Annotated in this window: 18 protein-coding genes; 4 read left to right on the top strand and 14 right to left on the bottom strand. The window is 73.2% G+C overall.

Annotated elements, in window-relative coordinates:
- The 11 genes from HYQ63_RS37750 to HYQ63_RS37700 form a co-directional block, all read right to left on the bottom strand.
- Positions 1 to 1,170, bottom strand: coding sequence for a mandelate racemase/muconate lactonizing enzyme family protein (locus HYQ63_RS37750; protein ID WP_179938176.1), 1,170 nt, complete (start codon positions 1,168 to 1,170; stop codon positions 1 to 3).
- 84 nt (positions 1,171 to 1,254) lie between these two features.
- A complete protein-coding gene (locus HYQ63_RS37745) occupies positions 1,255 to 2,394 on the bottom strand; it encodes a substrate-binding domain-containing protein (RefSeq protein ID WP_179938175.1) in 1,140 nt (379 codons plus the stop codon).
- Positions 2,378 to 3,448, bottom strand: coding sequence for an ABC transporter permease (locus HYQ63_RS37740; protein ID WP_179938174.1), 1,071 nt, complete (start codon positions 3,446 to 3,448; stop codon positions 2,378 to 2,380). Before HYQ63_RS37740 ends, HYQ63_RS37745 begins: the two co-directional genes overlap by 17 nt.
- 8 nt (positions 3,449 to 3,456) lie before the next feature.
- The gene (locus HYQ63_RS37735; RefSeq protein WP_179938173.1) at positions 3,457 to 4,989 is read right to left on the bottom strand and encodes a sugar ABC transporter ATP-binding protein; all 1,533 of its coding nucleotides are present in this window, start codon (positions 4,987 to 4,989) and stop codon (positions 3,457 to 3,459) included.
- Positions 4,990 to 5,128: 139 nt separating this feature from the next.
- Positions 5,129 to 7,915, bottom strand: a complete 2,787-nt coding sequence (locus tag HYQ63_RS37730; RefSeq protein ID WP_257232401.1) for a SpoIIE family protein phosphatase — start codon at positions 7,913 to 7,915, stop codon at positions 5,129 to 5,131.
- A gap of 134 nt (positions 7,916 to 8,049) precedes the next feature.
- Entirely contained in the window at positions 8,050 to 8,979 is a 930-nt protein-coding gene (locus tag HYQ63_RS37725; RefSeq protein ID WP_179938172.1) for a cyclase family protein, read from the bottom strand.
- A 44-nt stretch (positions 8,980 to 9,023) separates the two neighbouring features.
- Positions 9,024 to 10,394 (bottom strand): cytochrome P450, encoded by a 1,371-nt coding sequence (locus HYQ63_RS37720; protein ID WP_179938171.1) that lies wholly within the window; start codon positions 10,392 to 10,394, stop codon positions 9,024 to 9,026.
- A complete protein-coding gene (locus tag HYQ63_RS37715) occupies positions 10,391 to 12,205 on the bottom strand; it encodes an acyl-CoA dehydrogenase (RefSeq protein ID WP_179938170.1) in 1,815 nt (604 codons plus the stop codon). The genes HYQ63_RS37720 and HYQ63_RS37715 overlap by 4 nt, the downstream gene beginning before the upstream one ends.
- 35 nt (positions 12,206 to 12,240) lie before the next feature.
- A complete protein-coding gene (locus HYQ63_RS37710; protein ID WP_257232400.1) occupies positions 12,241 to 12,774 on the bottom strand; it encodes an EF-hand domain-containing protein in 534 nt (177 codons plus the stop codon).
- A 141-nt stretch (positions 12,775 to 12,915) separates the two neighbouring features.
- Entirely contained in the window at positions 12,916 to 13,650 is a 735-nt protein-coding gene (locus HYQ63_RS37705) for an ABC transporter permease (protein ID WP_179938168.1), read from the bottom strand.
- Between the two features lie 41 nt (positions 13,651 to 13,691).
- Positions 13,692 to 14,612, bottom strand: coding sequence for an ABC transporter ATP-binding protein (locus tag HYQ63_RS37700; protein ID WP_179938167.1), 921 nt, complete (start codon positions 14,610 to 14,612; stop codon positions 13,692 to 13,694).
- 107 nt (positions 14,613 to 14,719) lie between these two features.
- Between HYQ63_RS37700 and HYQ63_RS37695 the strand changes: the two genes are divergently transcribed.
- On the top strand, positions 14,720 to 15,934 hold the full coding sequence (locus HYQ63_RS37695) for a sensor histidine kinase (protein ID WP_179938166.1): 1,215 nt from the start codon (positions 14,720 to 14,722) through the stop codon (positions 15,932 to 15,934).
- Positions 15,935 to 15,959: 25 nt separating this feature from the next.
- Positions 15,960 to 16,622, top strand: a complete 663-nt coding sequence (locus tag HYQ63_RS37690) for a response regulator transcription factor (RefSeq protein ID WP_179938165.1) — start codon at positions 15,960 to 15,962, stop codon at positions 16,620 to 16,622.
- Between the two features lie 25 nt (positions 16,623 to 16,647).
- On the opposite strand, the gene HYQ63_RS37685 is transcribed toward HYQ63_RS37690, so the two are convergent.
- Complete coding sequence (locus tag HYQ63_RS37685) at positions 16,648 to 17,376, bottom strand: TetR/AcrR family transcriptional regulator C-terminal domain-containing protein (RefSeq protein WP_179938164.1); 729 nt, start codon at positions 17,374 to 17,376, stop codon at positions 16,648 to 16,650.
- Positions 17,377 to 17,471: 95 nt separating this feature from the next.
- On the opposite strand from HYQ63_RS37685, the gene HYQ63_RS37680 reads away from it, so the two are divergent.
- Positions 17,472 to 19,010 (top strand): MFS transporter, encoded by a 1,539-nt coding sequence (locus tag HYQ63_RS37680; protein ID WP_179938163.1) that lies wholly within the window; start codon positions 17,472 to 17,474, stop codon positions 19,008 to 19,010.
- Positions 19,011 to 19,069: 59 nt separating this feature from the next.
- Here HYQ63_RS37680 and HYQ63_RS37675 read toward each other — a convergent pair whose 3' ends face one another.
- Both HYQ63_RS37675 and HYQ63_RS37670 read right to left on the bottom strand, forming a co-directional pair.
- A complete protein-coding gene (locus HYQ63_RS37675; protein WP_179938162.1) occupies positions 19,070 to 22,417 on the bottom strand; it encodes a type 2 lanthipeptide synthetase LanM family protein in 3,348 nt (1,115 codons plus the stop codon).
- A gap of 87 nt (positions 22,418 to 22,504) precedes the next feature.
- Positions 22,505 to 22,675, bottom strand: coding sequence for a mersacidin/lichenicidin family type 2 lantibiotic (locus tag HYQ63_RS37670; RefSeq protein WP_179938161.1), 171 nt, complete (start codon positions 22,673 to 22,675; stop codon positions 22,505 to 22,507).
- A 279-nt stretch (positions 22,676 to 22,954) separates the two neighbouring features.
- On the opposite strand from HYQ63_RS37670, the gene HYQ63_RS37665 reads away from it, so the two are divergent.
- Positions 22,955 to 24,022: a hypothetical protein gene (locus tag HYQ63_RS37665; RefSeq protein WP_179938160.1), complete on the top strand. Its 1,068-nt coding sequence runs from the start codon at positions 22,955 to 22,957 to the stop codon at positions 24,020 to 24,022.
- The last annotated feature ends 11 nt before the right edge of the window (positions 24,023 to 24,033 follow it).

The raw sequence follows: 24,033 nt of genomic DNA, 5'->3' as shown, positions 1-24,033 counted from the left end.
TCAGGCGCCCAGCTCGACGCGGTACCTGGCGATGTAGTCCTCGTCCAGCTCCCAGCCGAGGCCGGGTTCGTCGGACAGCTGGAGCTTGCCGTCCACCAGCCGCCGTTCCGTGGCGATCAGATGCCACCAGAACGGGTCCCGGTCCGGGTGGAAGCACTCGGCGTAGGTGCCGTGCGGCTGGGCGGCCAGCAGATGCGCCGAGACCTGCGGCTCCTCGTGATGGCCCATCTGGACGTCGTACGAGGTGGCGATGGCGGCGGTGCGGCGCCAGGCCGTCGGTCCCCCGGACCAGGAGGCGTCGAAGTTGCAGACGTCGACGGCGCCCGCTTCCATCAGGTCCCGGCAGCCGCTGGCGCTGTACTCGCTCTGGCCCGCGGCGACCGGGATGCGGGTGCGCATGCGCACGTCGCGCAGGGAACGGCGGTCGTTGTGCCAGCGCACCGGCTCCTCGAACCAGCGGATGCCGAGGTCCTCGACGCGCCAGGCGAACTCCAGCGCGTCGGCGACGGTGTAGCCCTGGTTGGCGTCCACGGTGATGACGAAGTCGTCACCGGCCGCCTCCCGGGCGGCGGCGACCCGCTTGGCGTCGGTCTCGGGCGAGGCCCCGCCGACCTTGAACTTCATCCCGGCCAGGCCAAGGTCCTTGTAGAACGCGATCTCGTCCTCGATGGCGCCCAGCGGTTCTCCGTAGTACCCGCCGATCGCCACCAGGGGGATCTCCCTGCGGTAGCCGCCCCACAGCCGGTGCAGCGGCATCCGCAGCGCCTTGCCGACCGCGTCCCAGATCGCGGTGTCGACCCCGGCCAGGGCCACCAGCCCGTGGCGGCGGTCGCGCAGGATGTCGTACGTGACCGGATAGGCGAGGTCCCAGCAGCGCTCGGTGGCGAAGGCGTCCTCGCCGACGAGCCGCGGGGCGATCTCGCGCGCGATGATCGCGGCGATGTCGGCGAGGGCGCCGTCCTCGTCCCCCACGTACGCCTCCCCGACGATGCCCTCCTCGGTGCGCACCCGGGTGATCAGGGTCGCGCGGTGGGTCATCCGGTAGAAGCTGCCCTTGAACTCCCGGGCCAGCGGGGCGCGCACCGCCACGACGTCGATGCCGCTGATGGTCAGCCCGGACGCACCGGGGCCTTGCGGATCGTGGACGCTGACGGTGGCGGCGATCGTCATCCTGACTCCTGGAATCGGTTCTGGAATCGGTTCCAGAGAACGGCGCCCCCACAGCCCCTGTCAAGAGTCGTGCACCACCCGACGTCAGGAGCCCCAGATCTTCCGGTACGCCGCCCGATAGCCCGGAGGGTTCCAACTCGTCGCCCCCGCGCTGTTGGCGGCCGTGGAGATGTGGACCGGGGCGGTGTACCCGCTGGGGGCCCGGCCGGAGAAGGCCCGGTTGAACTCGTCGATCATCTGCCAGCCCTGCTGGGACAGCGGCTCGGGCACGGTGGCGGCCTGGTACTGCCGGTGGTTGATGCGCTGGAAGGCCGACGGATCGCCGTCGCCCGCCCCGATGTTGAAGGGAGGGCCGGAGCCCCGTCTGCCGCCCGCGCGGAGGGCCGGGGCCGCGTCCGCGAAGTACAGGTCGTTGATGGCGACGGAGTAGGTCCACTCGTCCTGGAAGCGGGAGAGGAGGGAGGAGACCTCCTGGGGGGTGCGGCTGCCCGCGTCGGGGATCGGAATGTTCTCGTAGGCCAGCAGCCTGACGTCCCGGCATCTGGCCAACCCCTTCCTGATCAGCTCGGACTTGTTCCTGGCGAACGGGATCGAGGCATCGGTGAAGATCACGACCCCCGCCCTGCCGTTGGATCGCGCGATCACCCAGTCCGCGCTGATCCTGGCCGTGTCCTCGACCCTGGTGGTGACGTTGGTGAACAACCTGGGCCTGGTGCTGGGCCCGGGGGACGCGACCGCGTGCCAGCCGATCAGCGGGATGCCCGCCGCGTTGGCCTGCGCGACCTGCCGCGCGGTCGACTTGGGATCGAAGCCGCCGATGACGATGCCCGACGGCTTGAGGGTGACGGCCTCGCTCAGCGCCGCCTGGATGCCCGCCGGGGTGCCTCCGCCGTCGATCACCCGGACCCTCCAGCCGATGGCCTTCGCCGCTTCCCGTACCCCCTGCGCGGCGCCCGCGACTCCGGGGTTGGTCATGGTCTGCGCGACATAGACGATGGTCTTGCCGGGCACCGCCCGGGGGCCGCGCGTCGGCCCGTTCCAGGGGACGTCGTTCCGCTCGGCGCGCTCGACGGCGGCCTTGGCGCGGGCGAGGACCGCGGGACAGCCGCGCGGCCCCGCGGTGGAGTCCCCTCCCCCGGCCGACGAGCCGCGCTCACAACCGGCGAGGACGCCCGCCGCCACCAGCACGGCGGCGATGAGGGCCGTCCTACGGCGGGGCCGCACGGGAACTCCTCCTCCGGTCCGCGGTGATGCCCGTACGCAGCCGGCGACGCGCGGAGTAACCGGCCAGGCCGACGACGACGAGCAGGGTGCCGCCGTTGAACAGCGGCGTCACCCAGAACTGGGCACCGAGCTGGCCGATGCCGGAGAGCCCGATGGCGAGGACCGCCACGGCGACGACGGTGCCCGGGGCGTTGGCGCGGCCGGGTTTGATCGCGGTGGAGCCGAGCAGGGCACCCGCGAAGGCGGGCAGCAGATAGTCGAGGCCGACGCTCGGGTTGCCGAGCTGCTGCTGCGCCGCGAGGAGCACCCCCGCCAAGCCGACGACCAGCCCCGATACGGCGAAGGCGCAGACGGAGTACCGGCGGGTGGGGATGCCGACGAGGTCGGCGGCGCGGCGGTTCGAGCCGATGACGTACAGATACCGGCCGAGCGGCAGCCGCTCCAGCAGCAGCCAGAGGGCGACGGCCAGGGCGAGCACGTAGAAGGCGGGGGCCGGCAGGCCGAGGAAGGTGGAGTCGTAGAGGTCGGTGAAGGCGCCCGGCAGGCCCTCCGGTCCGGGGACGACCCTGCCGCCGCCGGTGACCCAGCCGGTGACGGCGTAGAGCATGCTCCCGGTCCCGAGGGTGGCGATGAACGAGTCGATCTGGCCGAACTCGGTGATGACACCGTTGAACACCCCGACCACCGTGCCCCCGATGATCACCGCCAGGCAGGCCAGCGGCCACGGCCACCCTTCGTGGACGATGAGCTGCATCACCATCACATGCGCCAGGCCCAGGCCGTATCCGATGGAGAGGTCGAAGTTGCCGGTCACGATGGGGACCGTCGCGCCGAGCGCGAGGAGGGCCGGGACCGACTGGTTGGTCAGGATCGAGGAGATGTTGTCCAGGGTCGGGAAGGTGCGCGGCAGGGTCACGGAGAAGATGAGGAACAGCAGGGCGGTGAGGGCCAGCAGGCCGTACGTACCGATGAGGTGCCCGCCCGCCCGGCCCCGGCCGGACCCCGGCCTTTCGGAGAGGCGGGATCGGGGCGAGGGCGGGGGCGGGGGTGTCATCGGGGGCCTCAGGTCCCGGACGCGGGCAGCGCCGAGGCCGCCCGGGTGAGTTCCGCGACGGTGAGCGACGCGCCGCTCAGCTCGGCCGTCACGGAGCCCCGGACGAACACCAGGGCGCGGCGGCACACCCCCGCGACCTCCTCGAAGTCGGTGGAGATGAGCACCGCCGCGAGACCGGCCGCCAGCGCGTCGTCGAGCAGGCGGTAGATCGCCGCCTTGGCCCCGATGTCCACGCTCGCGGTCGGCTCCTCCAGGATCAGCACGCGCAGCCCGCCCCGGAGCCAGCGGCCGAGCACGACCTTCTGCTGATTGCCGCCGGACAGGGTGGCGATCGGAGCCTCGCTGTCGCGGGGCCGCACCGAGAACCGTTCGATGAGGGTGAGGGCCTGGGCCCGCTCCCGGCGGGGGCTGATCCAGTGCCGCGCCGGTGGACCGCCCGTACGCGGGTTGGCCAGCAGGTTCTCCCGTACGGTCAGTTCGGCGGCGCAGCCCTCCTGCACCCTGTTGCCGGTCACCAGGCCGACCCCGGAGGCGACGGCGGCGGCGACCGTGCGCGGGCGGTACGGCCGCCCGTCGAGGAGCGCCCGCCCGGCGACGATCGGCCGGGCGCCCGCGAGGGCGCGGCCCAGCCCCCGGTGCCCGGCGCCGGTGAGCCCCACCAGGCCGAGGATTTCCCCGGCCCGCAGTTCGAGGGAGACGGGTCCGGCCTGGGCCGTCCGGACGCCGTCGAGGGTCAGCACCGCCGGTCCTCCGGCGGGAGCGGCGCCGGGCCGGTAGCCGGTCGGCTCGTCACCCACGATGTCCCGCACCAGACGGGCGGCGCCGTGTGCCGCCAGCGGGCCCCGGCTGACGAGGCGGCCGTCGCGCAGCACCGCGAAGGCGTCGGCGACCTCGTACACCTCGTCCAGGCGATGGCTGACGTAGAGGATGGCGTGCCCCAGGTCGCGCAGGGTGTGCAGGACGTCGAAGAGCCGCGCGCAGTCGGCGGCGGGGAGGCTGGCGGTCGGCTCGTCGAGGACGATGAGCCGCGCCCGTGACGCGAGGGCGCGGGCGATGGCGACCAGTGAGCGTTCGGCGGGCGCGAGGTCGGCGATCCGGGCGTCGGCCGGGAGGTGTCCGGCGACGGTCCGCAGGACCTCCGCGCCGCGCGCCCGGGTCCCCCGCCAGGAGATCAGCCCGCCACGGCGTGGATAGCCGGTGGTCAGGGCGATGTTCTCGGCGACCGTCATCCACTCCACGAGGCCGAGGTCCTGATGGGTGAAGGACATGTTCCGGGAGGCGGCCTCGGTCCCGAGCGGGTGCCCGGCCACCGTCACCGTCCCGCCGTCCGCGGGGTGATATCCCGCGAGCACCTTGATGAGCGTGGACTTCCCGGCGCCGTTGGGGCCGAGCAGCGCGAGCACGCTGCCCCGGTGGATGTCGAGGTCGATACGGTCCAGCGCGAGCGTGCCGCCGAAACGCTTGCTGAGGCCCCGGATGCGGACGAGCGGTTCCGCTCCCGCGGCCGGGGAGTTCACCGAGGTGTCGACGGTGTCATCCACGGACGTCTCCGGGCCGACCTGGCGAGCATTCCCACCTCACATCCGCGACCTTAGCTGCACTGATCTTGGTATTTACTGAAATGAGTCGGTCTCGGCGCCTCCGTTACCCCAACGGGCCAACGGCTCGGCGCCCCCGGTCTCACGGGGTGCCGAGGGGGCATTCGGCCCAGATGACCTTGCCGTCCGGGGTGTGGCGGGTGCCCCAGGCCAGCGCCAGCTGGGCGACGAGGAACAGACCGCGGCCGTCCTCGTCGGTGGTGGCCGCCCGGCGCAGATGCGGGGAGGTGCTGCTGGTGTCGGAGACCTCGCAGATCAGGGTGCGGCCGTGCAGCAGCCGTACCCGGATGGGCCCGCTCGCGTGCCGCAGGGCGTTGGTGACCAGCTCGCTGAGCAGCAGCTCCGCCACGAACGCGACCTCTTCCCGGCCCCAGTCGGCCAGCTGCCGGTCGGCGGCGGCCCGGATCTCGGGGACGACGGCCGGTTCGGCGGGCAGCTCCCAGGTGGCGACCCGGTCCGCGTCGAAGGCATGGGTGCGGGCGACGAGCACGGCGATGTCGTCGCAGGGGTGGACGGGCGCCACGTCGTCCAGGACCGCCTGGCAGGTGTCCTCGGGGGTGCGCTCCGGGTGGGCCAGGACCGCGCGCAGCCGGTCGAGGGCCACGTCGATGCCACGGTGCCGGTCCTCGATCAGCCCGTCGGTGTAGAGGACCAGCTGGCTGCCCTCGGAGACCTCGATCTCGGCGGTCTCGAAGGGCAGCCCGCCCAGCCCGAGCGGGGGCCCGGCGGGCAGGTCGGGGAACGACACGGTGCCGTCGGGGCGGACCAGCGCGGGCGGCGGGTGACCGGCGCGGGCCATGGCGCAGCGCTGCGAGGTCGGGTCGTAGACGACGTACAGACACGTCGCGCCGATGATGCCGAATCCGTCGCCGGAGCCCTCGCTGCTCTCCTCCCGGTCCAGGCGCAGCACCAGGTTGTCGAGGTGGGTCAGCACCTCGTCCGGGGGGAAGTCGAGTTCGGCGAAACTGCGCGCGGCGGTGCGCAGCCGTCCCATGGTGGCGGCGGAGTGCATGCCGTGGCCGACGACGTCGCCGACGACGAGCCCGACGCGGGTGCCGGGCAGGGGGATGATGTCGTACCAGTCGCCGCCAACCCGGGACTCGGCGGGCAGATAGCGGTGGGCGACCTCGACCGCGTCCTGATCGGGCACGCCGTGCGGAAGCAGGCTGTGCTGGAGGGCCAGGACCATGTTGTGTTCGCGGGTGTAGCGCCGGGCGTTGTCCATGGACAGCGCGGCGCGGGTCGCCAGCTCCTGGGCCAGCGAACGGTCGTCGTCCCCGAACGGCGCGGGGTCGAGCGAGCGGTAGAAGCTGGCGATGCCCAGGACGGTGCCGCGGGCGACCAGGGGGACGGCGATGAGGGAACGGACGTGGGACAGCAGCCGCGTGGTGTGCTCGGGGTCCTGGATGAGCCAGCCCGCGGCGGTCTCCAGGTCCGGTTCGAGGACCGCGTGCCCGGTGTTCACACAGCGCAGCTGGGGCGTGATGGGGTGGTACGTGATCCGCTTGCCGATCGGGGAGAAGGGGCAGTCGTCGCGGATGCCGTGGATCACCGCGCGGCGCAGGTCGTGCCGGGGGTCGAGGGGTTCGTCGCCGCGCAGCACGGCGTCGGGCAGGTCGATGGTGACGAAGTCGGCCAGTCCCGGGACGGCCGTCTCGGCGAGTTCCTGGGCGGTGCGGCGCACATCCAGGGTGGTGCCGATGCTCGCGCTGGCCTCGGACAGCAGCTCCATGCGGCGCCGCGCCGCCAGGGCGTACTTCCCCACCTCCGGCTCGCCGACCAGCACCAGCCCGGCCATGCCGTCGGTGACGTGGCGCCGCTCGGCGCGGCGCGCCTCGGCGGCCGGGGCCTCGGGGGCGGACGTCGTGGCGGCTTGTGCGCCCCGGCCGGAGGGGGGCGGGAGGGTGAGGTGCGGGGGGAGGGTGAGGGGCGGCCTCGGTGAGTGGTCGGGGAACATGGCCTCGATCGCCATGCCCTCCACCCCGGCCGTGCTTGTCATCGGGCGGCTCACGAGGGTGACCCGCCGCCCGTCGGACAGGATCACGTCGACGGCGGCCCGCTGCCCGTGCGACAGCAGCTCGGCGGCCCACTCCTTGATCATCATCTGGTCGCCGCGGGGCAGCCCCTGGACGAAGGAGTCCACCCTCATGGTGTGCCCGCCGCCCCCGCCGGTGCCCGCAGCACCGGCCGCGTCCAGGTACGCACGCAGCAGCCCGCGCTCCCGCGCCGAACTCTGCGCCAGCAGCCGCCGTTCGATGGCCTGGGCCGCCCTGCGCAGCACGCCGTCCAGCACCGGATGCCCGGAGGTGCGCGGATAGGCCAGGCACAGGATGCCCTCGATGCGCCCGCTCAGCGGGTCGCGGACGGGTATCGCGCTGCACCCGTTCGTCAGGCCGCGCTCGGAGAAGTGCTCGGCGCCGTAGACCTGGATGAGCCGCCGTTCCGCCAGGGCGAGGCCGATGCCGTTGGTACCGGCGAACTGCTCGGCGAAGACGAAGCCCGGTGTCTGCTGGATCGGCGGGAGGGTTCTGGCCCACGCGTCGTCGCCGAAGCGGCGCTGGAGCACGGTCCCGTCTCCGTCGGCGAGCGCGATGTTCATCGGGCTGCCCTGGTACCTGGCCCGCAGCCGGTCGAGCACCGGAGCGGCGGCACGGACCAGCCGGTTCTCGGGATCGAACTCCCGGTACGGAAGCTCGAAGCCGCCCAGCGGCAGGCCCAGGACCCGGCAGCGCTGCCACGAATTCAGGATCAGACCTCGTACGCCTGCCTGAACCGCCTCCCCCTCGAGGAAGCGCTCACGCGAACGTGCGGGCCCGATGCCGCCTGCCACGAGCCCCGCCAGGATCGCTTCCTCACCGGACTGAATCACGCCTCTCCTAGCAATTTGCTGTGATTAGCCCCAAAAGCCCACTCTTCGACAATAACGGGTACGGGCAATGCCCTGGAGAGCAGAAAAACACGCATTCGATGCCTCACGCATGGTGACCGGGTTGTGGTCCCCCATCACAGCACCGCGACCGGAGTGACGGGTGAGCCCGTGCCGCCCGGTACGTTCAACGGTGCCACGACCAGCAGAAACGCGAAGCGACCCGCCTCGGCGGTGGCGGCGGAGAGCGCTTCGAGATCGAGGTTGTCCAGCAGCGGCACCCCCATCGCGGCCAGGGCGAGCGCATGGACCGGCGAGTGCATGCCCTCGACCGGCGAGGGCCGTACGTCGTTGTCGCCGTCCCCGCCGAGCAGGGCGATACCGCGCTCGGCAAGCAACGGGACGGCATCCACGTGCAGCCCCGCGCTCGCCGCGTCCGGATCCCAGGCGCCGCGCTCCGCTCGACGGCGAAGGCTCCCGGAGCGCAGCAGCACCGCGTCCCCCTCCCCGATCGTCACCCCCAGCGCCCGTTCGGCGGCGACGATGTCCTCGGCGTGCACCGCCTGCCCCGGCTCCAGCCAGGCGGTCCCCAGGACGGCGGGAAGGTCGAGCAGGATGCCCGTCGTGACGAGCGGCCCGAGCGCGCCGACCGCCGCGTAGTGGGCGCCCGCGGCGTCGATCACCTCATGCGCCGCCCGGCCGCCGTAGAGCTGCCCCCGGTAGGCGGCGTGGCACAGCGCGTCGAGATGGGTCATGCCCTTGCCGTGGTAGTCGGCGGCGAGGAAGTCCTTGTGCACGGAGGGCTCCGGCGCTTCCACGTCGCCGAGGTCCGTCATGTGGTGCAGCGCGGGCTTGGGGTTGTCCGGCGCGGACCGCGTGTTCCAGGGCCGCGCCAGCGGGACGACCACCCCGGACCGTACGCGGGCGATGGCGTGCCGCACCTGCTCCGGGGTCACCCGGTTCCACGCGCCGCGACCGGCCGGGGTCCAGCGCCCCCACGTCCGGACCGTCTCGAAGAGCGCGTCGAACTCCTCGCGCGAGACGGCGGGTCCATTGCTGCTGGTCATCCGTGCTCACCCCGATGGGGTTCGGAACGACTTCCGTCAAAAGTCTATAAGTCCCAGATGCGTGAGGCTGGGCGGTGCGCCCGGCGCGAGCGGAGCCGGATCCGTCCGCCCCGGGCGGGGACGATCGTCACCGCGAGGAGCCGGGCCGGCTCCAGGGGGCCGGACGGTTCCGGGACGGCGGTCGCGAGGATTTCCGTCAGGACGGTCTCGATCTCCAGCTGGGCCAGCGACACCCCGATGCAGCGCCGCAGGCCGCCGCCGAACGGAGTCAGCGCGTAGGGCACCGGGTCCGGGCCCAGATGGCGCTCGGGCCGGAAGGCGTCGGGTTCCGGCCATAACCCGGGGTCGAGGTGGGTGACCGGGAACAGCGCCGCGACGAACGCGTGCCGGGGCACCGGGTGGCCGCCCAGCTCCGTGTCGTGTGCCGCGGTGCGCATGGCGTTGTAGACGGCGGGGCGCAGCCGGGCGGACTCCTTGACGGTCGCCTTGAGCAGGCGGTCCGAGCCCGCGTCGAGGTCGGCGACCAGGTCGTCGCGGGCGGCGGGATGGTGGGCGAGCAGGTGCAGGGTCCAGGCGATCGTGGTCGCCGTGGTCTCGTAACCGGCCAGGACGAGGCCCGTCAGCTCGTCCAGCAGCTGTGCGTCGTCCAGCCCGGCGCCGTGCTCGTCGCGGGCGTCCAGCAGCATGGACAGCACGTCGTCGCGGTGGGCGCGGTCGGGCGCGGCCCGGCGCGCGGCGATCTCCTCGCGGGCCAGGTCCCGTACGGCCGCGCGGAGCCGGTGGAAGCGGCCGCCCGGCGACAGCGGCCCGAGATCGCGCCGCAGCGGCCCCGGCAGGAACAGCACGGCGAGGTTGCCCGTGTCGACGAACGCGTTCAGCGCGCGGCGGAAGGTGACGGCGCGGGCCGGGTCCGTCAGGCCGAAGACGACTCTCAGGATGACGTCGAGCGTCAGCCGCTGCGCCCACGGCCGCACGGGAACGCCGTCACCGCCCAGCAGTTCGGGCAGGCCGGTGTGCACGAGCTCCCGCACCCGCTGCCCCCAGCGGGTGATCCGCTCCCCGTGGAAGGGCGGCAGCAGGAGCTTGCGGTGGGTCAGGTGCAGGGGCGGCGGCGTGCAGATCAGCGATCCGGCGCCGACCGCGGGCGCCAGCAGGGCGGCGCCGTCACCGCCGGTGAACCGCTCGTGGTCGGTCAGCACCGCCCGGTTGGCCGCGGCGTCGGCGGCGCAGACGAGGGCACCGCGGTAGGGGTAGGTGCGGAGCGAGAAGACCGGCCCGAACCGGCGGCGCAGGGAGCGCGCGTAGCCCTGGGGGTCCCGGAGCATCCGCGCCGTCTGCACGGGCCGCGGCGACCGGGAGGCCGGTGGGAAGCGCCGGGGGTCCCAGGGCGGCTCCCGGGTGAACGCGTCGCTCATGGCTGCCAGGGCCCGGCCGGGTCGTCGTAGGCGGCGGCATAACCGTCGGTGGCGATGGGCGCCTGGAGGATGTCGTCCGGGATGGCGAACGCCTCCACGAGGGCCGGTGCGTGGGGGGCCAGTGCGGCAGCGACGCGGTCGACGGCGGGGGCGAGGTCGCGGACCGTGTCGGCGGTGAGGTGGCCGTCCGCCAGCAGCAGGCCCGCCTGGGGGGCGAGGCGTTGCAGGGCGAACAGCTGGAAGACCTGCTCCAGCAGGCCGCGCATGGCGTCGTCGGCGACGCGGTCGACAGCGGTCAGGAACGCCTCGGCGGCGCGCCGGGTGGCGTACGCGTCGACGAGGTCCAGGGCCGGGTTCACCGCCTGGTTCCAGCGGTCCAGCGGGCCGTCGCTGGACCGGCTGAGCCGGTTGCGGGCCTGCTGGAGGCAGGACAGCTCGTGCCGCACGAGCAGCTCGAGCAGGTGGGTACGGCCGGTCGGCGGTCCGGTCCGCGCGGCGGGGGCCGGGGGCGGGCTGTAGCCGCGCCCGGTCAGCATGTCGGCGGCGGCCTTCGTCCAGATGACGAGGTTGTCCCCTTCGGCGGTGATGGTGGACTCGATCGGCGTGAGCAGGTCGACGATGCGGTTGGCCGACAACAGCCCCTGGGCGCCGCAGCGTTCGCGGCACTCGATCGCGATGTCCCTGGCCTGCCAGGTGATCCAGCCCTTCGCCGCCGCGACGAGGACCTCCGCCTCGGCCGACTCGGGGTCGTCCCGCCCGGTGCAGTGGCGGGTGGCCTCGCGCAGCAGGAAGGTCGCCGCGTAGGCGTGGGCCGCCGCGCCGAGCAGCCTGGTCTGGTTGCAGCGGTAGGCGAAGAGCGGGACACCGGTCCGGCTCGCCGGGGCGAAGGTGTGCCGCCGATGGGCGTAGCGCACGGCGATGGTGAGTGCCGCCCGGGCTCCGCCCAGCGCCGCCGCGGCCAGGCAGAGCTTGCCCGTGGTGACGCGCTGGATGGACCGCAGGAACCGGCGGCGCCGACTGCCGATCGCACTGCGGAAGGCGCCCTCGGCGGTCAGGTCCGCGTGGTCACCGGCCAGCAGCGCCGTACGGTCCAGCACGACGTGGTCGAACGAGGTGATGGCATGGTCGACCGCCGAACCGGGGGTCTCCGAGAGGGGCCGTATCCGGATGCCGGGCAGCGGCCCCCGCTCGTCGCGCAGCGGCACCAGGAACAGGAACACGCCGCAGTCCTGGCCGCGGACGATCAGCCGGGCCGCGACCAGTCCGCTCTTGCCGCCCCCGGCGGGGCCGGTGTTGGGCATGAACTTCTGGGCCCCGGCCGACGGGGTGTGCAGGACGAAGGTGTCGGCCTCGGGCTGGTGGACGGCCGTGGTCTCCAGCGCGGCGGCGTTGTTTCCGTAGCCGAGTTCGGTGATCAGAACGGTGCCGTACCGCCACAGGCGGGTGAACGGTGCGAGGTCCACGGTGCGGCGGGGATCGAGGCGGAGGAGGCTGCCGAGAAACAGGTTGTAGTGAATGGTCGCCAGCGTGGTCAGCGAGCCGTCGACCATTCCCAGCCACTCGTGCAGCGACACCAGCCGGTCCGTCGCCGTGACGAACTCCTCGACGGATGCGATTCCTTCATTGACGACCCGTAAACGCTCATAAGCGAGCGCGGAACGCTCCGACAGCGACAATCCGTCGCGGTATCGGAAAATGTCCCGACGGAAATACTCCGTCCAGGGCCTGTGCAGATCGTCGAATCGCCCGTCGAAGAGCACTTCGGTCAGCAGCGACACCTGTGCCCGGCCCGCCATGACGGCAGTGCCCATCTCCGCCCCCTCCCCCCGCCCGCCGCGGACTCAGCTCACAGTGCGCCGAAGAGCAGATGGCTCGCCGAGTTGGCCGGGTCCTCGTCGCGGTAGTACTGCGAGGCGGCGGTCATCAGCTGGTCCTTCGTCAGCTGCCCGCCGTGCTCGGCCAGCCGGTCGAAGGCCGCCCCGGCCTCCGCCTCGGGGACCCCGACGGCGGAGATGACCGCGACGAAGTCCTCCCTGCCGACCAGGCCGTCGTCATCCCGGTCGGCGAGGTGGAAGCCCGCCCGGTAGAGCGGGCCGATCAGCATCTCGAAGTGGTCGCTGACCTGGTGCAGGGCCTGACGGAACTCGCCCTTGTCGATCCGCCCGTCGCCGTCGGCGTCGGCCGTCTCGCGCAGGGCCCGCCAGTACGTCATCAACGCGTCGGCGTACTCCTTGCCCTTGGCCGCCGTGCGCTCCTCATCGACGGCGGCCAGAACGCGGCCACCCATCAGTTCGAAGTCGTCTTCGGCGATCACTCCGTCGCCATTAGCGTCCAGCAAGGCGAACAGCTTTTCATACTTCTGGTCCAGTAGTGCGCCCATGCGGTCCCCACCCTCCAGTGCCGACAGTTCGCCGCGCCTCGAATATTTTCCGAAGCGCATGAAAGATTACCGAGGGCGGCCAGGAGAATTCACCCGTCATGGAATCTCTTTGGAGTGAAAAACGCGCCTCACACGTGACGTTCAGGCATCGCGTCGGCGCACGGCCTGCCATCCGGCCAGGAGTGCGGCCGCCGCCCACAGGGCCGTCACCGCGAGGCCCGTCCAGGGGCCGACGCTCCCCTCCGGGGCCTGGTGCAGCACTTGTTGTCCGGCGCGGTCCGGCAGATAGTCGGCGGCGCTCCCGGCGATGTCTCCGACCACGAAGCCCACGATCAGGATGAACGGGATGAGCAGGCTCAGCACCGCGGTGGCGCTGCGCAGCAGGAAGGTGAGTCCCGCGGCGAACAGGGCCATCAGGGCGAGGTAGATCCCCGCGCCGACACAGGCGCGCAGCGCTCCCGGTTCGCCGAGGCCGATGGCGTCCTCGCCCAGGAACGCCTGGCCCGCGAAGAAGGCGGCGAAGGCGGTGGCGAGGCCCACGGCGAGACCGGCACCGGCCACGGCCGCCGTCTTGGCCGCGTAGAACAGGCCCCGGAGCGGCACGGCCGACAGGGAGATCCGCAGGGCGCCGTTCGCGTACTCGGAGGAGACGGCGGTGGCCCCGAAGGAGATGGCGGCGATCTGCGCGAAGTTGATTCCGTAGAAGGCGCCGAAGACGGGGTCCTCGGTGCCGTCCAGCTCCGCCCGGCCGACGGTGGCGAAGACCAGCACGGTAATGGCGAGCGTGGCGGCGAAGACCGCGATGAGGGAGCCGAAGCTCGCCCGGATGGATCTGATCTTGAGCCACTCGGAGTGCAGCACCGCTGTGACGGACATGGTCGGGCCTCCTGTTCAGGTGGTCGGGAAAATCAGGGAAGTCAGGTGGTCGGGGCAGCGGCGGCGAACTCCGCCTCGTCCGCGGTGAGGGCGAGGTATGCCTGCTCCAACGAGGCGCGTTCATCGGCCAGTTCGAGGACGGGGATGCCCTCGCGCGCGGCGACGGCCCCGACCTGCTCGGCCCTCGCGCCCTCGACCACCCATCCGCCGTCCTCATCGCCCAGGACGGTGTATCCGTCGCCCAGCAGCGCGGCCCGCAGCCGGGCGGGGTCGCCCGCGCGCACCCGTACCCGCGCCTGGCTGTGCTGCTCGATGAAGTCGGACATGGAGACGTCGGCGAGGAGCCTGCCCCGGGCGAGGACGACGAGGTGGTCGGCGTAGGTGGCGGTCTCGTTCATCAGGTGGCTGGAGACCAGGATCGTGCGCCCCTCCTCGGCGAGTCGGCGCAGCAGCTGGCGGATCCAGACGATGCCTTCCGGGTCGAGGCCGTTGGCGGGCTCGTCCAGCAGGAGCACGGGCGGGTCGCCGAGGAGCGCGGTGGCGATGCCGAGACGCTGGCGCATGCCCAGCGAGAAGGTTTTGATGCGGCGGCCCGCCACGGTGGCGAGGCCGGTCTCCTCGAGCACCTCGTCCGCGCGGCGGCCCGGAAGGCGGTTGCTGACGGCGAGGCAGCGCAGATGGTCGCGGGCGGTCCGGGAGCCGTGGGCCGCCTGGGCGTCGAGCAGCGCCCCGGCCGTGCGCAGGGGTTCGCGCAGTGTCGCGTACGGGCGGCCGCCGATGGTGGCGGTGCCGGAGGTGGGGCGGTCGAGGCCGAGGATGAGGCGCATGGTGCTGGACTTGCCGGCGCCGTTGGGGCCGAGGAACCCGGTGACCCGGCCCGGTTCGACGCTCAGCGTGAGCCGGTCGACGGCCCGGGTGCTGCCGTACTCCTTGGTCAGGTCGTGCACGTCGATGGTGGTCATGGCGTCAAGCCTGGCCGGGCGGCCGGGGGCGGACATCCCCCGCCGGAGGAGACCGTCTCCCCCGCGCGGGGGAGCCGCTGCCCCGCCCGCTCTGCCACGATGGCGGGATGCCGCGCCTCCTGCTGCCGCTGACGCGTGCGGTCACCTACACCCGCTGGCTTCATCTGCTGGTGGGGTCGATCGTGCCGTTTGTCTGCGCCATGATCTATCCGGGGCTGTTCCGTCCGTCGGCGGCCGACTGGGCGCTGATCGCGGTCCTGCCGGTCCCCCTGGTCCTGGCGGCGGCCATGGTGCCCGAGACGCGCCGGGCGGAGGGGCTCCAGGCGCGGCTGATGCTGTTTCCCGGGCCGCACGCGCGCGTGCCCGGTGAGGAGGATCCGGGGGTCTCGGCCGCTCCGTCCGCTTCGTGGAGCGACCGGGCCAGGACGGGCGCCTGGCTGGTGCTGCGCCTGGAGGTGGGGCTCGCCGTCGCGCTGGTGACGGGGCAGTTGATGGCCCTGTCCCTGTCGTTGGCCGGGGCGTCCGCAGGGGAGCCCGGCGTGGGCGACGCGCCGTTGCAGGTGTCCGGCACGGGCTGGGCGTACGCCCTGCTGGTACCGGTTCCCCTGCTGGTGTTGATCGCCCTGGCCGCCGGGGCGGGCGCCCTCATGGCGGAGGCCGCCCGGCGGTTGCTCGGCCCGTCGCCCAGGGAGCGGCTGGCGGAGCTGGAGGAACGTACCGAGCGGCTGCTGGAACGCAACCGCATCGCACGGGAGTTGCACGACTCCCTCGGCCACGCCCTCACCCTGGCCGTGGTGCAGGCAGGTGCCGCCCGGACGGCCGGTGACCCGGATTTCACCGATCGGGCGCTGGAGACCATCGAGGAGTCGGGGCGGGCAGCGCTGGAGGATCTGGAACGCGTTCTGATGGTCTTGCGCGAGACGGCACGGCCGCCCGGCGCCCGGCCCGCCCTCGGCGACGCGGGCCGTCTGCTGGACTCCGCCCGGTCCTCGGGGGCGCGGATCGACGCCGAGGTGACCGGTCCGCTGGAGCGGGTGCCGGGCCCGGTGTCCCGTGAGGGCTACCGGATCCTCCAGGAGGCGCTGACCAATGTGCTGCGTCACGCGGGTCCCGTCCCCGTCCGCGTCCGCATCGCCGTGGACGAGGCGCGGCTGCGGCTGGAGGTGCGCAACCCCCTGTCCGCGGCCGCGGCGTCGGCCGTCACGGGCGGTGGCAGCGGGCTGCGCGGGATCCGTGAGCGCGCGGCGCTGCTCGGCGGGAAGGCCCGGACGGAACCGGACGGCGGCCAGTGGCTGGTCCACGTCGATCTGCCGCTGCGGTGATCAAGGCACCGCCTATGCTGGGCGGATGCTCACCGTTCTCCTGGTCGACGACGAGCCTCTGGTGAGGGCGGGCCTGCGCGCCGTGCTGGAGGCGCAACCGGACATCGAGGTGGTGGGCGAGGCGGCCGACGGTGCCGCCGTGATCCCCCTGGTGCGGCGGCTGCGGCCGGACGTCGTGGCCATGGACGTACGGATGCCGCTGATGGACGGCATCGAGGCCACCCGTACCGTCCTGCGCACGGTGCCGGACCCGCCGAAGATCATCGTGGTGACGACCTTCGAGAACGACGAGTATGTGTACGGGGCGCTGCGCGCGGGCGCCGATGGGTTCCTGCTGAAGCGGGCGCGCCCGGCGGAGATCGTGCACGCCGTGCGGCTGGTGGCCGAGGGCGACTCGCTGCTGTTCCCGGCGGCGGTCCGCCAGTTGGCCGCCTCGTACGGTGAGCACGACGGCAGCGCCGAGGGCCGGGCGGCCCTGGAGCGTGCCGCGCTGACCGAGCGGGAGGGGGACGTGCTGCGGCTGGTGGCCCGCGGGCTGTCGAACGCGGAGATCGCGGCGCGCCTGGTGGTGGGCACCGAGACCGTCAAGTCGCATGTGAGTTCCGTGCTGGCGAAGCTCGGGGCGCGGGACCGCACCCAGGCGGTCATCGCCGCCTACGAGTCCGGCTTCGTGTCGCCGGGCGGATGACCCGCCACGACGTCGCGGACGCGGCCTAGCCGCGGGCCTCGGGTGCGGTCAGGCCGCTCAGCAGGAGCCGCATGCCGCGGTGGAAGTGGGCGTCCCAGTCGTCCTCGTCGAGGAGCGGGAAGTGGCCTGCGAGGGTGGGGTATTCGTCGATGTGGGCGCGGAGGTGGGCGTCCACGGCCGAGCGGGTGGCCGCCTCGTCGGAGCGCTTGCGCCACACCGCTTCGGAGGAGGCGGAGCCGATCACATAGTGGGTGATGGTGGCCGCGGCGGATGACAGGTGCACCCCGTCGAAGCCGCCGGTGGTGAGCGCGGTGTAGGCGAACTCCGAGGACCGCAGGGCGTGCGGGCCCATGAGGGGGCGGGAGTTGGCCAGGGCCGCGGCCCATGGGTGCCGCAGCAGGACGGACCGCAACCCGGTCATGAACGCCTCGATGTCGTCCTGCCAGGAGGCGCTGTGCTCGTCGGGCAGGTCGAGTTCGGCGAAGACCGCGTCGAGGGCCAGATCGAGGACGTCGTCCTTGGTGGCCACATGCCAGTAGAGGCTGGTCGCATGGGCACCGAGCCGCTCCGCGAGGCGGCGCATGCTCAGTTTCTGCACGCCGTCGCGGTCCAGCAGCTCGACAGCGGTGGCGATGATCCGTTCGTGTGACAGATGAGGCCGTGCGCGGGAGGCCTTCTCCGCGCGGAACCATACCGCTCCCGGTGCGTTCTCCAGCGTCGTCTTTCCCTTGTTCCCGTTCGGCTTCGCGCTCACGAGGCCGCAGCCTACCTCGTTGCCGTTTCCCGCCCGCTACTCCTACAGTACTGGATGTATTCCTACACTGTTTGAGAACACAACGAGGGAGGACCATGAGCGACGAAGAAGGTCATCCGCGACGGTGGGCGATCCTGGTGGCGCTGTGTGCCGCACTCCTCGTGATCGTCATCGACAACACGGTTCTGCATGTCGCGGTGCCCGCCATCGGCGACGCCTTCGATGCCTCGACGGGCCGGCTCCAGGCGGTGATCGACGCCTATGTGGTGGTCTTCGCCGGGCTTCTCATCACCGCGGGGGTGATTTCCGACCGGTACGGCAGGCGGCGCACCGTCGTCGTGGGGCTGCTGGTGTTCGGCGTGGCGTCGGCGCTCGCCGCGGCGGCCCCCTCGGTGGAATGGCTGATCGCGATGCGGGCCCTGATGGGCGTGGGCGCGGCGCTGGTGATGCCCGCGACGCTCGCGGTGCTCGTCGCGGTGTTCCCCGCGGAGGAGCGCCCGCGGGCCTTCGCGGTGTGGAGCGCGGTGGCGTCCGTGGGCATGGCCGCCGGGCCCCTGCTCGGCGGTGCGCTGGTCGACGTGTGGAGCTGGGCCGGGGTTTTCCTGATCAACGTCCCCGTGGTGACGGTGGCCCTGGTGGGCATCGTACGGCTGGTGCCCGAGACGCGGGCCGGGGACGGCCGCGGGCTGGATCTGCTCGGCACGGTCCTGGTCACCGCGGGGATGACCGGCCTGGTATGGGCCCTGATCGAGGCCCCGGCGTACGGGTACACCTCCCCCGCGGTGCTGGGCGGGGTGCTGGTGGCGGTGGTGGCGCTCGTCGCCTTCGGCGTACGGCAGACCCGCTCCGCGGTGCCGATGGTCGATCTGCGGCTGTACCGGGACCGGCGGTTCTCCGGGGCGAGCTTCGCGGTTGCGGTGATGACGGTCGCGACGGGCAGCACGCTCTTCATCCTGAGCCAGTATCTGCAACTGGTCCTGGGCTACAGCGCGTTCGAGACCGGGCTCGCGGCCATACCGCTGGCGGCGGGGGTCGTCGCGGGCTCCACCGTGGGCGGCCGGGCACCGGCGAAGTTCGGGCCCCGGGCCTGCATCGTGGCGGGATTCGCCGTCACCGCGGCCGGATTCGCGGTGCTCGCCTCGCTGTCCGAGGGCAGCGGCTATGTGGCGGTGTCCGCCGGGCTGGCGCTGGCCGGTGTGGGATCGGGCATCGCGGGGCCCTCGGCCACCAGCACCGTGCTCGGTGCGGTTCCCCCGGAGCGGGCCGGTATGGGCTCCGCGCTCAACGACACGCACCAACAGCTGGGCATCGCGCTGGGCGTGGCCGGTCTGGGCAGTCTGCTCGCCACCGCCTACCGGGGTGCCCTTCCGGACGACCTGCCCGATCACGCGGTGTCCTCGCTCGGGGCGACGCTGTCGTACGCGAAGGACCACGCGGGCGGAAGTGCCCTGGCCGAGTCGGCCCGTTCGGCCTTCACCGACGCCCAGTCCCTCACCATGACCATCGGGGTGGCGGCCGCCCTGGCCGGCGCGGCCGTGGCGCTCTTCGCCCTGCCGGGCCGCGCCGCGCGGGCCGGGGCGCCCGAGCCGGAGTCGGAGGAAGCGGAGTCGGAGGAGGCGGGGCAGCCGGGCTGAGCAGGGGTACGGCGTCCGGGTGCGCGGCCCCCGGACGCCGCCCTGGGGGCATCCACCGCTCAGGAGTGGTCCGGCAGCGGCGGGTGCAGCAGCAGGACGGAGGGCACCTGGTCCGGGCAGGCGCACCGCAGCAACTGGTGCCCCACGCCCGCCAGGCCGGTCATCAGGCCGGGAGTCTCGCTCCTGGTCGGCGAGCCGCACACCCAGTCCCCCTCCGCGGCGGCGTCGAGCTTCTCCCCGAGCGAGCGCATCAGACGGCCGGGCCGGATCCTCCCGGTTCGCTCGGCGAGCAGGACGAGTTCGAGGTTGCCGAGGTCGCCGTGGCACATGCTGTCGCTGCCCCGGCCGGTGAGCCGGTGGGCTTCGGTATCCGCCTCGTGGCCGGTGGCGTCGGGTCGCAGCGCCACCATGGCGTCGGCGGCCAGCTCCGCCTCCCGGCCGTCCGTGCCCGGCCTGCCGATCAGGTCGAGCCGGGACATGCCGATGCCCGCGGCCCCGTGACACCACAGCGACCGGAAGGGCGAGGGCGCCTCGCCGCGGAAGTCGGGCCAGTTGCCCGCCCCGGCGTCGAACACCTCGGTGTCGTACGCCAGTCCGCCGGCCACCGCCGCGGCGCAGCCCTCGCCGGGGGCGACGGAGGCCAGCCGGGCCAGGGCGGTGACGATGCCCGCCGTGCCGTGGGCGAAACCGGTGAGCGGGCGGGCGCTGTCGATCCGGTGGTGCGGCCACGCCAGGCTCCGGCCGGTGCCGCCGGGCACGGCGCCGGTGACCAGGTGCCGGGCGGTGCGGCGGGCGAGGGCGGCCGCCCGTCCGTCGACGTCGAGCCCGGCGTCGTCCAGGGCGAGCAGCACCAGGGCGCAGCCCGCAGAGCCGCCCACCACGTCGAACGCCTTCGTGCCGCCCAGGGCCCGTTCCGCGGCGGACAGCACCGGCTCGCGCACCGCGGCCAGATGCGGGGTGCCGCCGTGCAGCCGGTCGAGGTGGGCCAGGAAGTACAGCGGCCCCATCCAGCTGCCGAACGCCCCGATGTCGTCGTGGTCGGTGCCGTTGCCCGCGGTGGCACGGCCGGTGGCGCCGGGGGCGGCGGCGCGTGCGCGGACCCGGCGTACCACCTCGTCGGCCACGTCCAGCGCGAGCGAGGCGAAGCGCTGCTGACCGCTGATCCGGCCCAGCCGGGCGAGGAAGAGACCGATGCCGGACAGCCCGGCGTAAAGGTCCTCGCCGAGCGGGGCGAGGTCCCAGACGCCGTGGGCCACCGGCTGCGGTGCGATCCAGCCGATCCGGCCGTCCCGCACGATCGCCAGCCGCCGTACCCGGTCGCCGATGTCCGTGGCGGCGGCGACGAGTTCGCCGGGGTCGGCGTGGCGGACCCGGGTACGACGGCGACGGGCGGGCGGGGTCTCCAGCAGGCTGACGTCGACACCGTCGGCGAACGACCCGGCGATGATGCGCTCCTGGAACGCGCGGTCCTCGTCGCTCATGGCCTCGATGCGCCGGCGCACCGCGCTCAGGGCCGGTTCCCCGAAGAAGCCGGGCACCCACCGCCCGTCGTCGAGCAGCAGCTTCCGCGACCCGGGCAGGGCCTCGAACAGCGGGATGTCGCCGCGGAGCACCGCGTCCATCTCGGCGCGTACGACGGCTTCGCCGGCCGGTCCCGCGTGGCGCCCGGCGCACAGCCGGGCCGTGCTGCGCTCCCGTTCCAGCGCGTCCCGCAGGAAGTCCGGGTGCATGCTCTCGGTGAGCACCTTGGCGTAGACGAAGCTCGCCCTGGGCAGGAAGCGCACCGGGGCGCGGGCGAAGCCCGCCACCGGGCCGCCGGGGGCGAGGAGTTCCGCGCGCCGGGCGCTGATCCAGTCGTAGCCGTGGCGGAATCCCGCCAGCATGTCGGCGGTGTGGTCCGCGGGGCGGGCGTACGTGCCGTCCGGCAGCCGGGGCCGGTTCTCCGCGCCGGGGGTGCGCACGTGTTCCCACACGATGTGCACCTCGTCGGTCCCGGTGTTCTTCTCGACGGGCACCGGGACGACGGAGGGCTGGTCCGCGGCTCCGTTCAGTCCGCTGTAGTCCGCGGCGCCCGCGCCCGCCGCGGCCCCGTCGAGGACCACCTTGGCGGGCAGCAGGGCGGTGGCGCGCACCGACTCGCGCAGGGCGGCGCGGGCGGGCTCCTCCGCCCCGTCCCTGTCCGCGTCGGGCTGCGTACCAGGTTGCGTACCGGGTTGCGCCTTCCGGGGGGCGGTGGGGTGCAGCAGTGCTTCGAGGTCGACGAGCACGGGGTGTTCACCGGCGGCGATGATGTTCTCCTGGTGGAAGTCGGTGCCGCGCAGCGCGTGGACCAGGGCGAGCAGGGCGCCGGTGCGCCAGTAGAAGCCGGCCACGCCGGGTGCCGTCGCGCAGGGGCGGGCCGTCACGCACTCCGCCCAGCCGTGGTCGGCGCGGGTCAGGGTGCGCGGGGTGCGCAGGGCGTACGGGCTGTCCTCGTTGAAGCGGTGCACGAGCCGGGTGAACTGCTCGTCCACCGCGAGCGAGCGCGGTTTGTAGAACACCGGTGGCGCGTCGCGGAAGTCGACCCGGCACACCGAGCGGCCACGGCGGTGGACATCGCCGTGGCCGAAGCGGAGGGCCGCCACGCCGCCCGGGCGGTCGCCGGAGAGCAGGTGGCCGCAGAGCGCGTCGAGGTCGTCGCGCAGATGCCGGGCGAAGCGGATGCGGTCCGCCACCCAGCCGTCGAGCAGTTCGGCCACGCACCGGGCCAGCACCGGGTATTCCGTCCACAGGCGGTGCTGCTCCTCGGGCGTGGAGAGCGAGTCGACGAAGAGGGCGTAGCGCTCATCGCCGGTCTGTCCGGACGCGAGGCGGCCCTGGACGCGCGCCACGTTGATCTCCAGGATCATGGTGGGCTTCAGCAGAACGGCGAGCCGGTTGACGGGCACGCTCGCCCGCAGTGCTTCGTACAGTCCGTCCAGTTCCGCGGGGAGGGGACCGAGGCCGCTCAGTTCCTCGTGCAGCCGGGCCCGGGCCTGGCGTACCAGGGGCTCGGCGACCCGCAGCAGGCCGGGCAGCGGCTCCTCACCCGCCTGGTGGGGGGTCAGATGGGCCGAGCGCACCCGTTGCGCCCAGGCCGGGGGGCCGGGCAGCCGGTCGGCGAGCGCCGCGGGGTCCTCGCCGAGCAGCCGGTGCAGCAGTGGCGCCGTCACCCCAACCGCGCGGAGCCCGTCGGTGAAGCGCTCCTCCGGGCCCCGGAAGGGGGCGAGCGCCTGCCAGCCCGCGAGTCGGGCCGCCGCCAGGGCCGGGTCCGCGGGATCCGGAGACGGGTGGGACGGGCCGAGGCGTTCCCGTACGGAGCAGGCCGCGGCCCAGAAGCCGGGGGCGAGGGAGGCGGTGTGCCCGCCGGACGGTGGGCTGGACGGCATGGGAAGTCCTTTCCTGCGACGGCCTCGACGCACGCGGTGGCCGCCCCTCGGGCGGCCACCGGTGGTGTCACGGGTCCTGCGGGCGGATCAGCCGCAGCAGTCGAAGAACGGCTGGGTGGAGAGGGTCTCGGCGGCCCCGATCGCGCTGTCGTCGGGCAGGTCGGCGGTCAGATCCACCGTGCCCGCCGGGTGTCCCGGCTCCACCGCGAGGCCCTGCCGGTAGGTGGTGTCCTTCCAAGCGGTCACCGTGCTGTTCATCGAAGTCCCCTTCCGTAAATGCGTGGATACGGCGCGGTGCCCGGCTCCGGGCCGGGCGCCGTGGAAACATCCGGACGCTAACCCGCACCGGTACGGAATCCCTACCTCCGCTCTATAAGCCCGCCCGTTCCGGCTGGTGCCCGGGCGGTAGGAGAGCAATAGCGGTTTCGCAGTGCATTCATGGGAGCGACCGGTAGCGTCCTTCCCGAATCGCGTGCTCCGCGGCACCCCACCGCTCTTCCCCTCTCCTCACATCAGCCCTCTGGAGGTTGCTTGTGCATGGCTGGACAGTTGCGTTCCCCCGCCCTTGACGTCCCGGAATACCGGGAATCCGGCGGCGTCGCAGTGGCAGGTTCCTTCACCCTCGACCTGTTCCGGGAAAAACTGACCGAGCATCCGTTTTCCGAGGCGTTCCGGGACCGCATCACCTGGGCCGCCTACGGGCAATTGACGCCCTTTCTGCTGACCGCGCCGCAGGCCGGTACGGTGATCCTCCTGGTCCGCTGGGAGGACTGGTTCCGGCACGCGGGCGGACGGGAGCACCAGGGTCTCTCCCCGCGGGCGGCGGTGCGGGAGTTCACCGAGCGGCTGGCGTCCTTCTGCGCCCGCCACACCTGCCGGGTCCTGCTGGTCGTCTGCCCCTCGCCGCCGGACGGCCGCGCCTCGGGCGGGGATCCGGAGACCGCCCTGGCCGAGGAGGAGCTGGCCCGCCGCGTCGCCCGGCTGCCCGCGGTCACCGCCGCCTGGGCGGAGGGCTGGGCCGGGCACCTGGAGACCGGCGAGGTCCACGACCCGTATCTGGACCAGCTGGCGCATCTGCCCTACACCGAGACGTTCCTGGCGCTGCTGGCCGACCGGGTAGCCGGGCTGCTGACGACCGGGAACGAGCCCGCGGTCCCGCCGGCGGCGGACGAGCCCGCCGCCGGGTGGGCCGGTCCGCCCGGGCCCGCGCCGGGCCCGGACCGCACCTTCCGGCGGCTGGTCGATCAGGCGGGGGACCTGCGGGCGGCGAACGGCGGCACCGGGATCGTTCCGTTGGCCTGGCGCCCGTGGCTGCCCGCGGACACGGGCGACGGCCGCGGGTGGGCGCGCTGCGCCCGCGCGCTGGACGCCGTCCTCGGCGATCTGGTGGCGGCTCTCCGTGCGTTCCGGCTGCACAGCGGCAGACCGCTGATGGTCACGGTGCCGCCGAGGGAGCGCGTTTCCTCACCCCTCACCAATGTCTTCGGCCACGCCGAGGATTCCCTGTGCCGGATCACCGCGGATATGGCCGATGTGACGGTCGCCTGGGCGACGTCCCGGGATTCCGGCCGCCCGGCGAACCGCGCCATGGCCCGGCAAGGATGACGAAAGGTGTC

This window comes from Streptomyces sp. Rer75, from assembly GCF_013414305.1.
In the GTDB taxonomy this organism is placed as follows: Bacteria; Actinomycetota; Actinomycetes; order Streptomycetales; family Streptomycetaceae; genus Streptomyces; species Streptomyces himastatinicus.
This window is presented reverse-complemented; position numbering and strand designations above follow the sequence as displayed.

Bases quoted from the DNA above. Each gene is read 5' to 3' on its own strand.
- HYQ63_RS37665 (WP_179938160.1), top strand. From the start codon at position 22,955: ATGGCTGGACAGTTGCGTTCCCCCGCCCTTGACGTCCCGGAATACCGG.
- HYQ63_RS37700 (WP_179938167.1), bottom strand. From the start codon at position 14,612: ATGACCACCATCGACGTGCACGACCTGACCAAGGAGTACGGCAGCACC.
- HYQ63_RS37720 (WP_179938171.1), bottom strand. From the start codon at position 10,394: ATGAGCGACGCGTTCACCCGGGAGCCGCCCTGGGACCCCCGGCGCTTC.
- HYQ63_RS37680 (WP_179938163.1), top strand. From the start codon at position 17,472: ATGAGCGACGAAGAAGGTCATCCGCGACGGTGGGCGATCCTGGTGGCG.
- HYQ63_RS37710 (WP_257232400.1), bottom strand. From the start codon at position 12,774: ATGGGCGCACTACTGGACCAGAAGTATGAAAAGCTGTTCGCCTTGCTG.
- HYQ63_RS37670 (WP_179938161.1), bottom strand. From the start codon at position 22,675: ATGAACAGCACGGTGACCGCTTGGAAGGACACCACCTACCGGCAGGGC.
- HYQ63_RS37740 (WP_179938174.1), bottom strand. From the start codon at position 3,448: ATGACACCCCCGCCCCCGCCCTCGCCCCGATCCCGCCTCTCCGAAAGG.
- HYQ63_RS37695 (WP_179938166.1), top strand. From the start codon at position 14,720: ATGCCGCGCCTCCTGCTGCCGCTGACGCGTGCGGTCACCTACACCCGC.
- HYQ63_RS37715 (WP_179938170.1), bottom strand. From the start codon at position 12,205: ATGGGCACTGCCGTCATGGCGGGCCGGGCACAGGTGTCGCTGCTGACC.
- HYQ63_RS37725 (WP_179938172.1), bottom strand. From the start codon at position 8,979: ATGACCAGCAGCAATGGACCCGCCGTCTCGCGCGAGGAGTTCGACGCG.
- HYQ63_RS37690 (WP_179938165.1), top strand. From the start codon at position 15,960: ATGCTCACCGTTCTCCTGGTCGACGACGAGCCTCTGGTGAGGGCGGGC.
- HYQ63_RS37675 (WP_179938162.1), bottom strand. From the start codon at position 22,417: ATGCCGTCCAGCCCACCGTCCGGCGGGCACACCGCCTCCCTCGCCCCC.
- HYQ63_RS37750 (WP_179938176.1), bottom strand. From the start codon at position 1,170: ATGACGATCGCCGCCACCGTCAGCGTCCACGATCCGCAAGGCCCCGGT.
- HYQ63_RS37705 (WP_179938168.1), bottom strand. From the start codon at position 13,650: ATGTCCGTCACAGCGGTGCTGCACTCCGAGTGGCTCAAGATCAGATCC.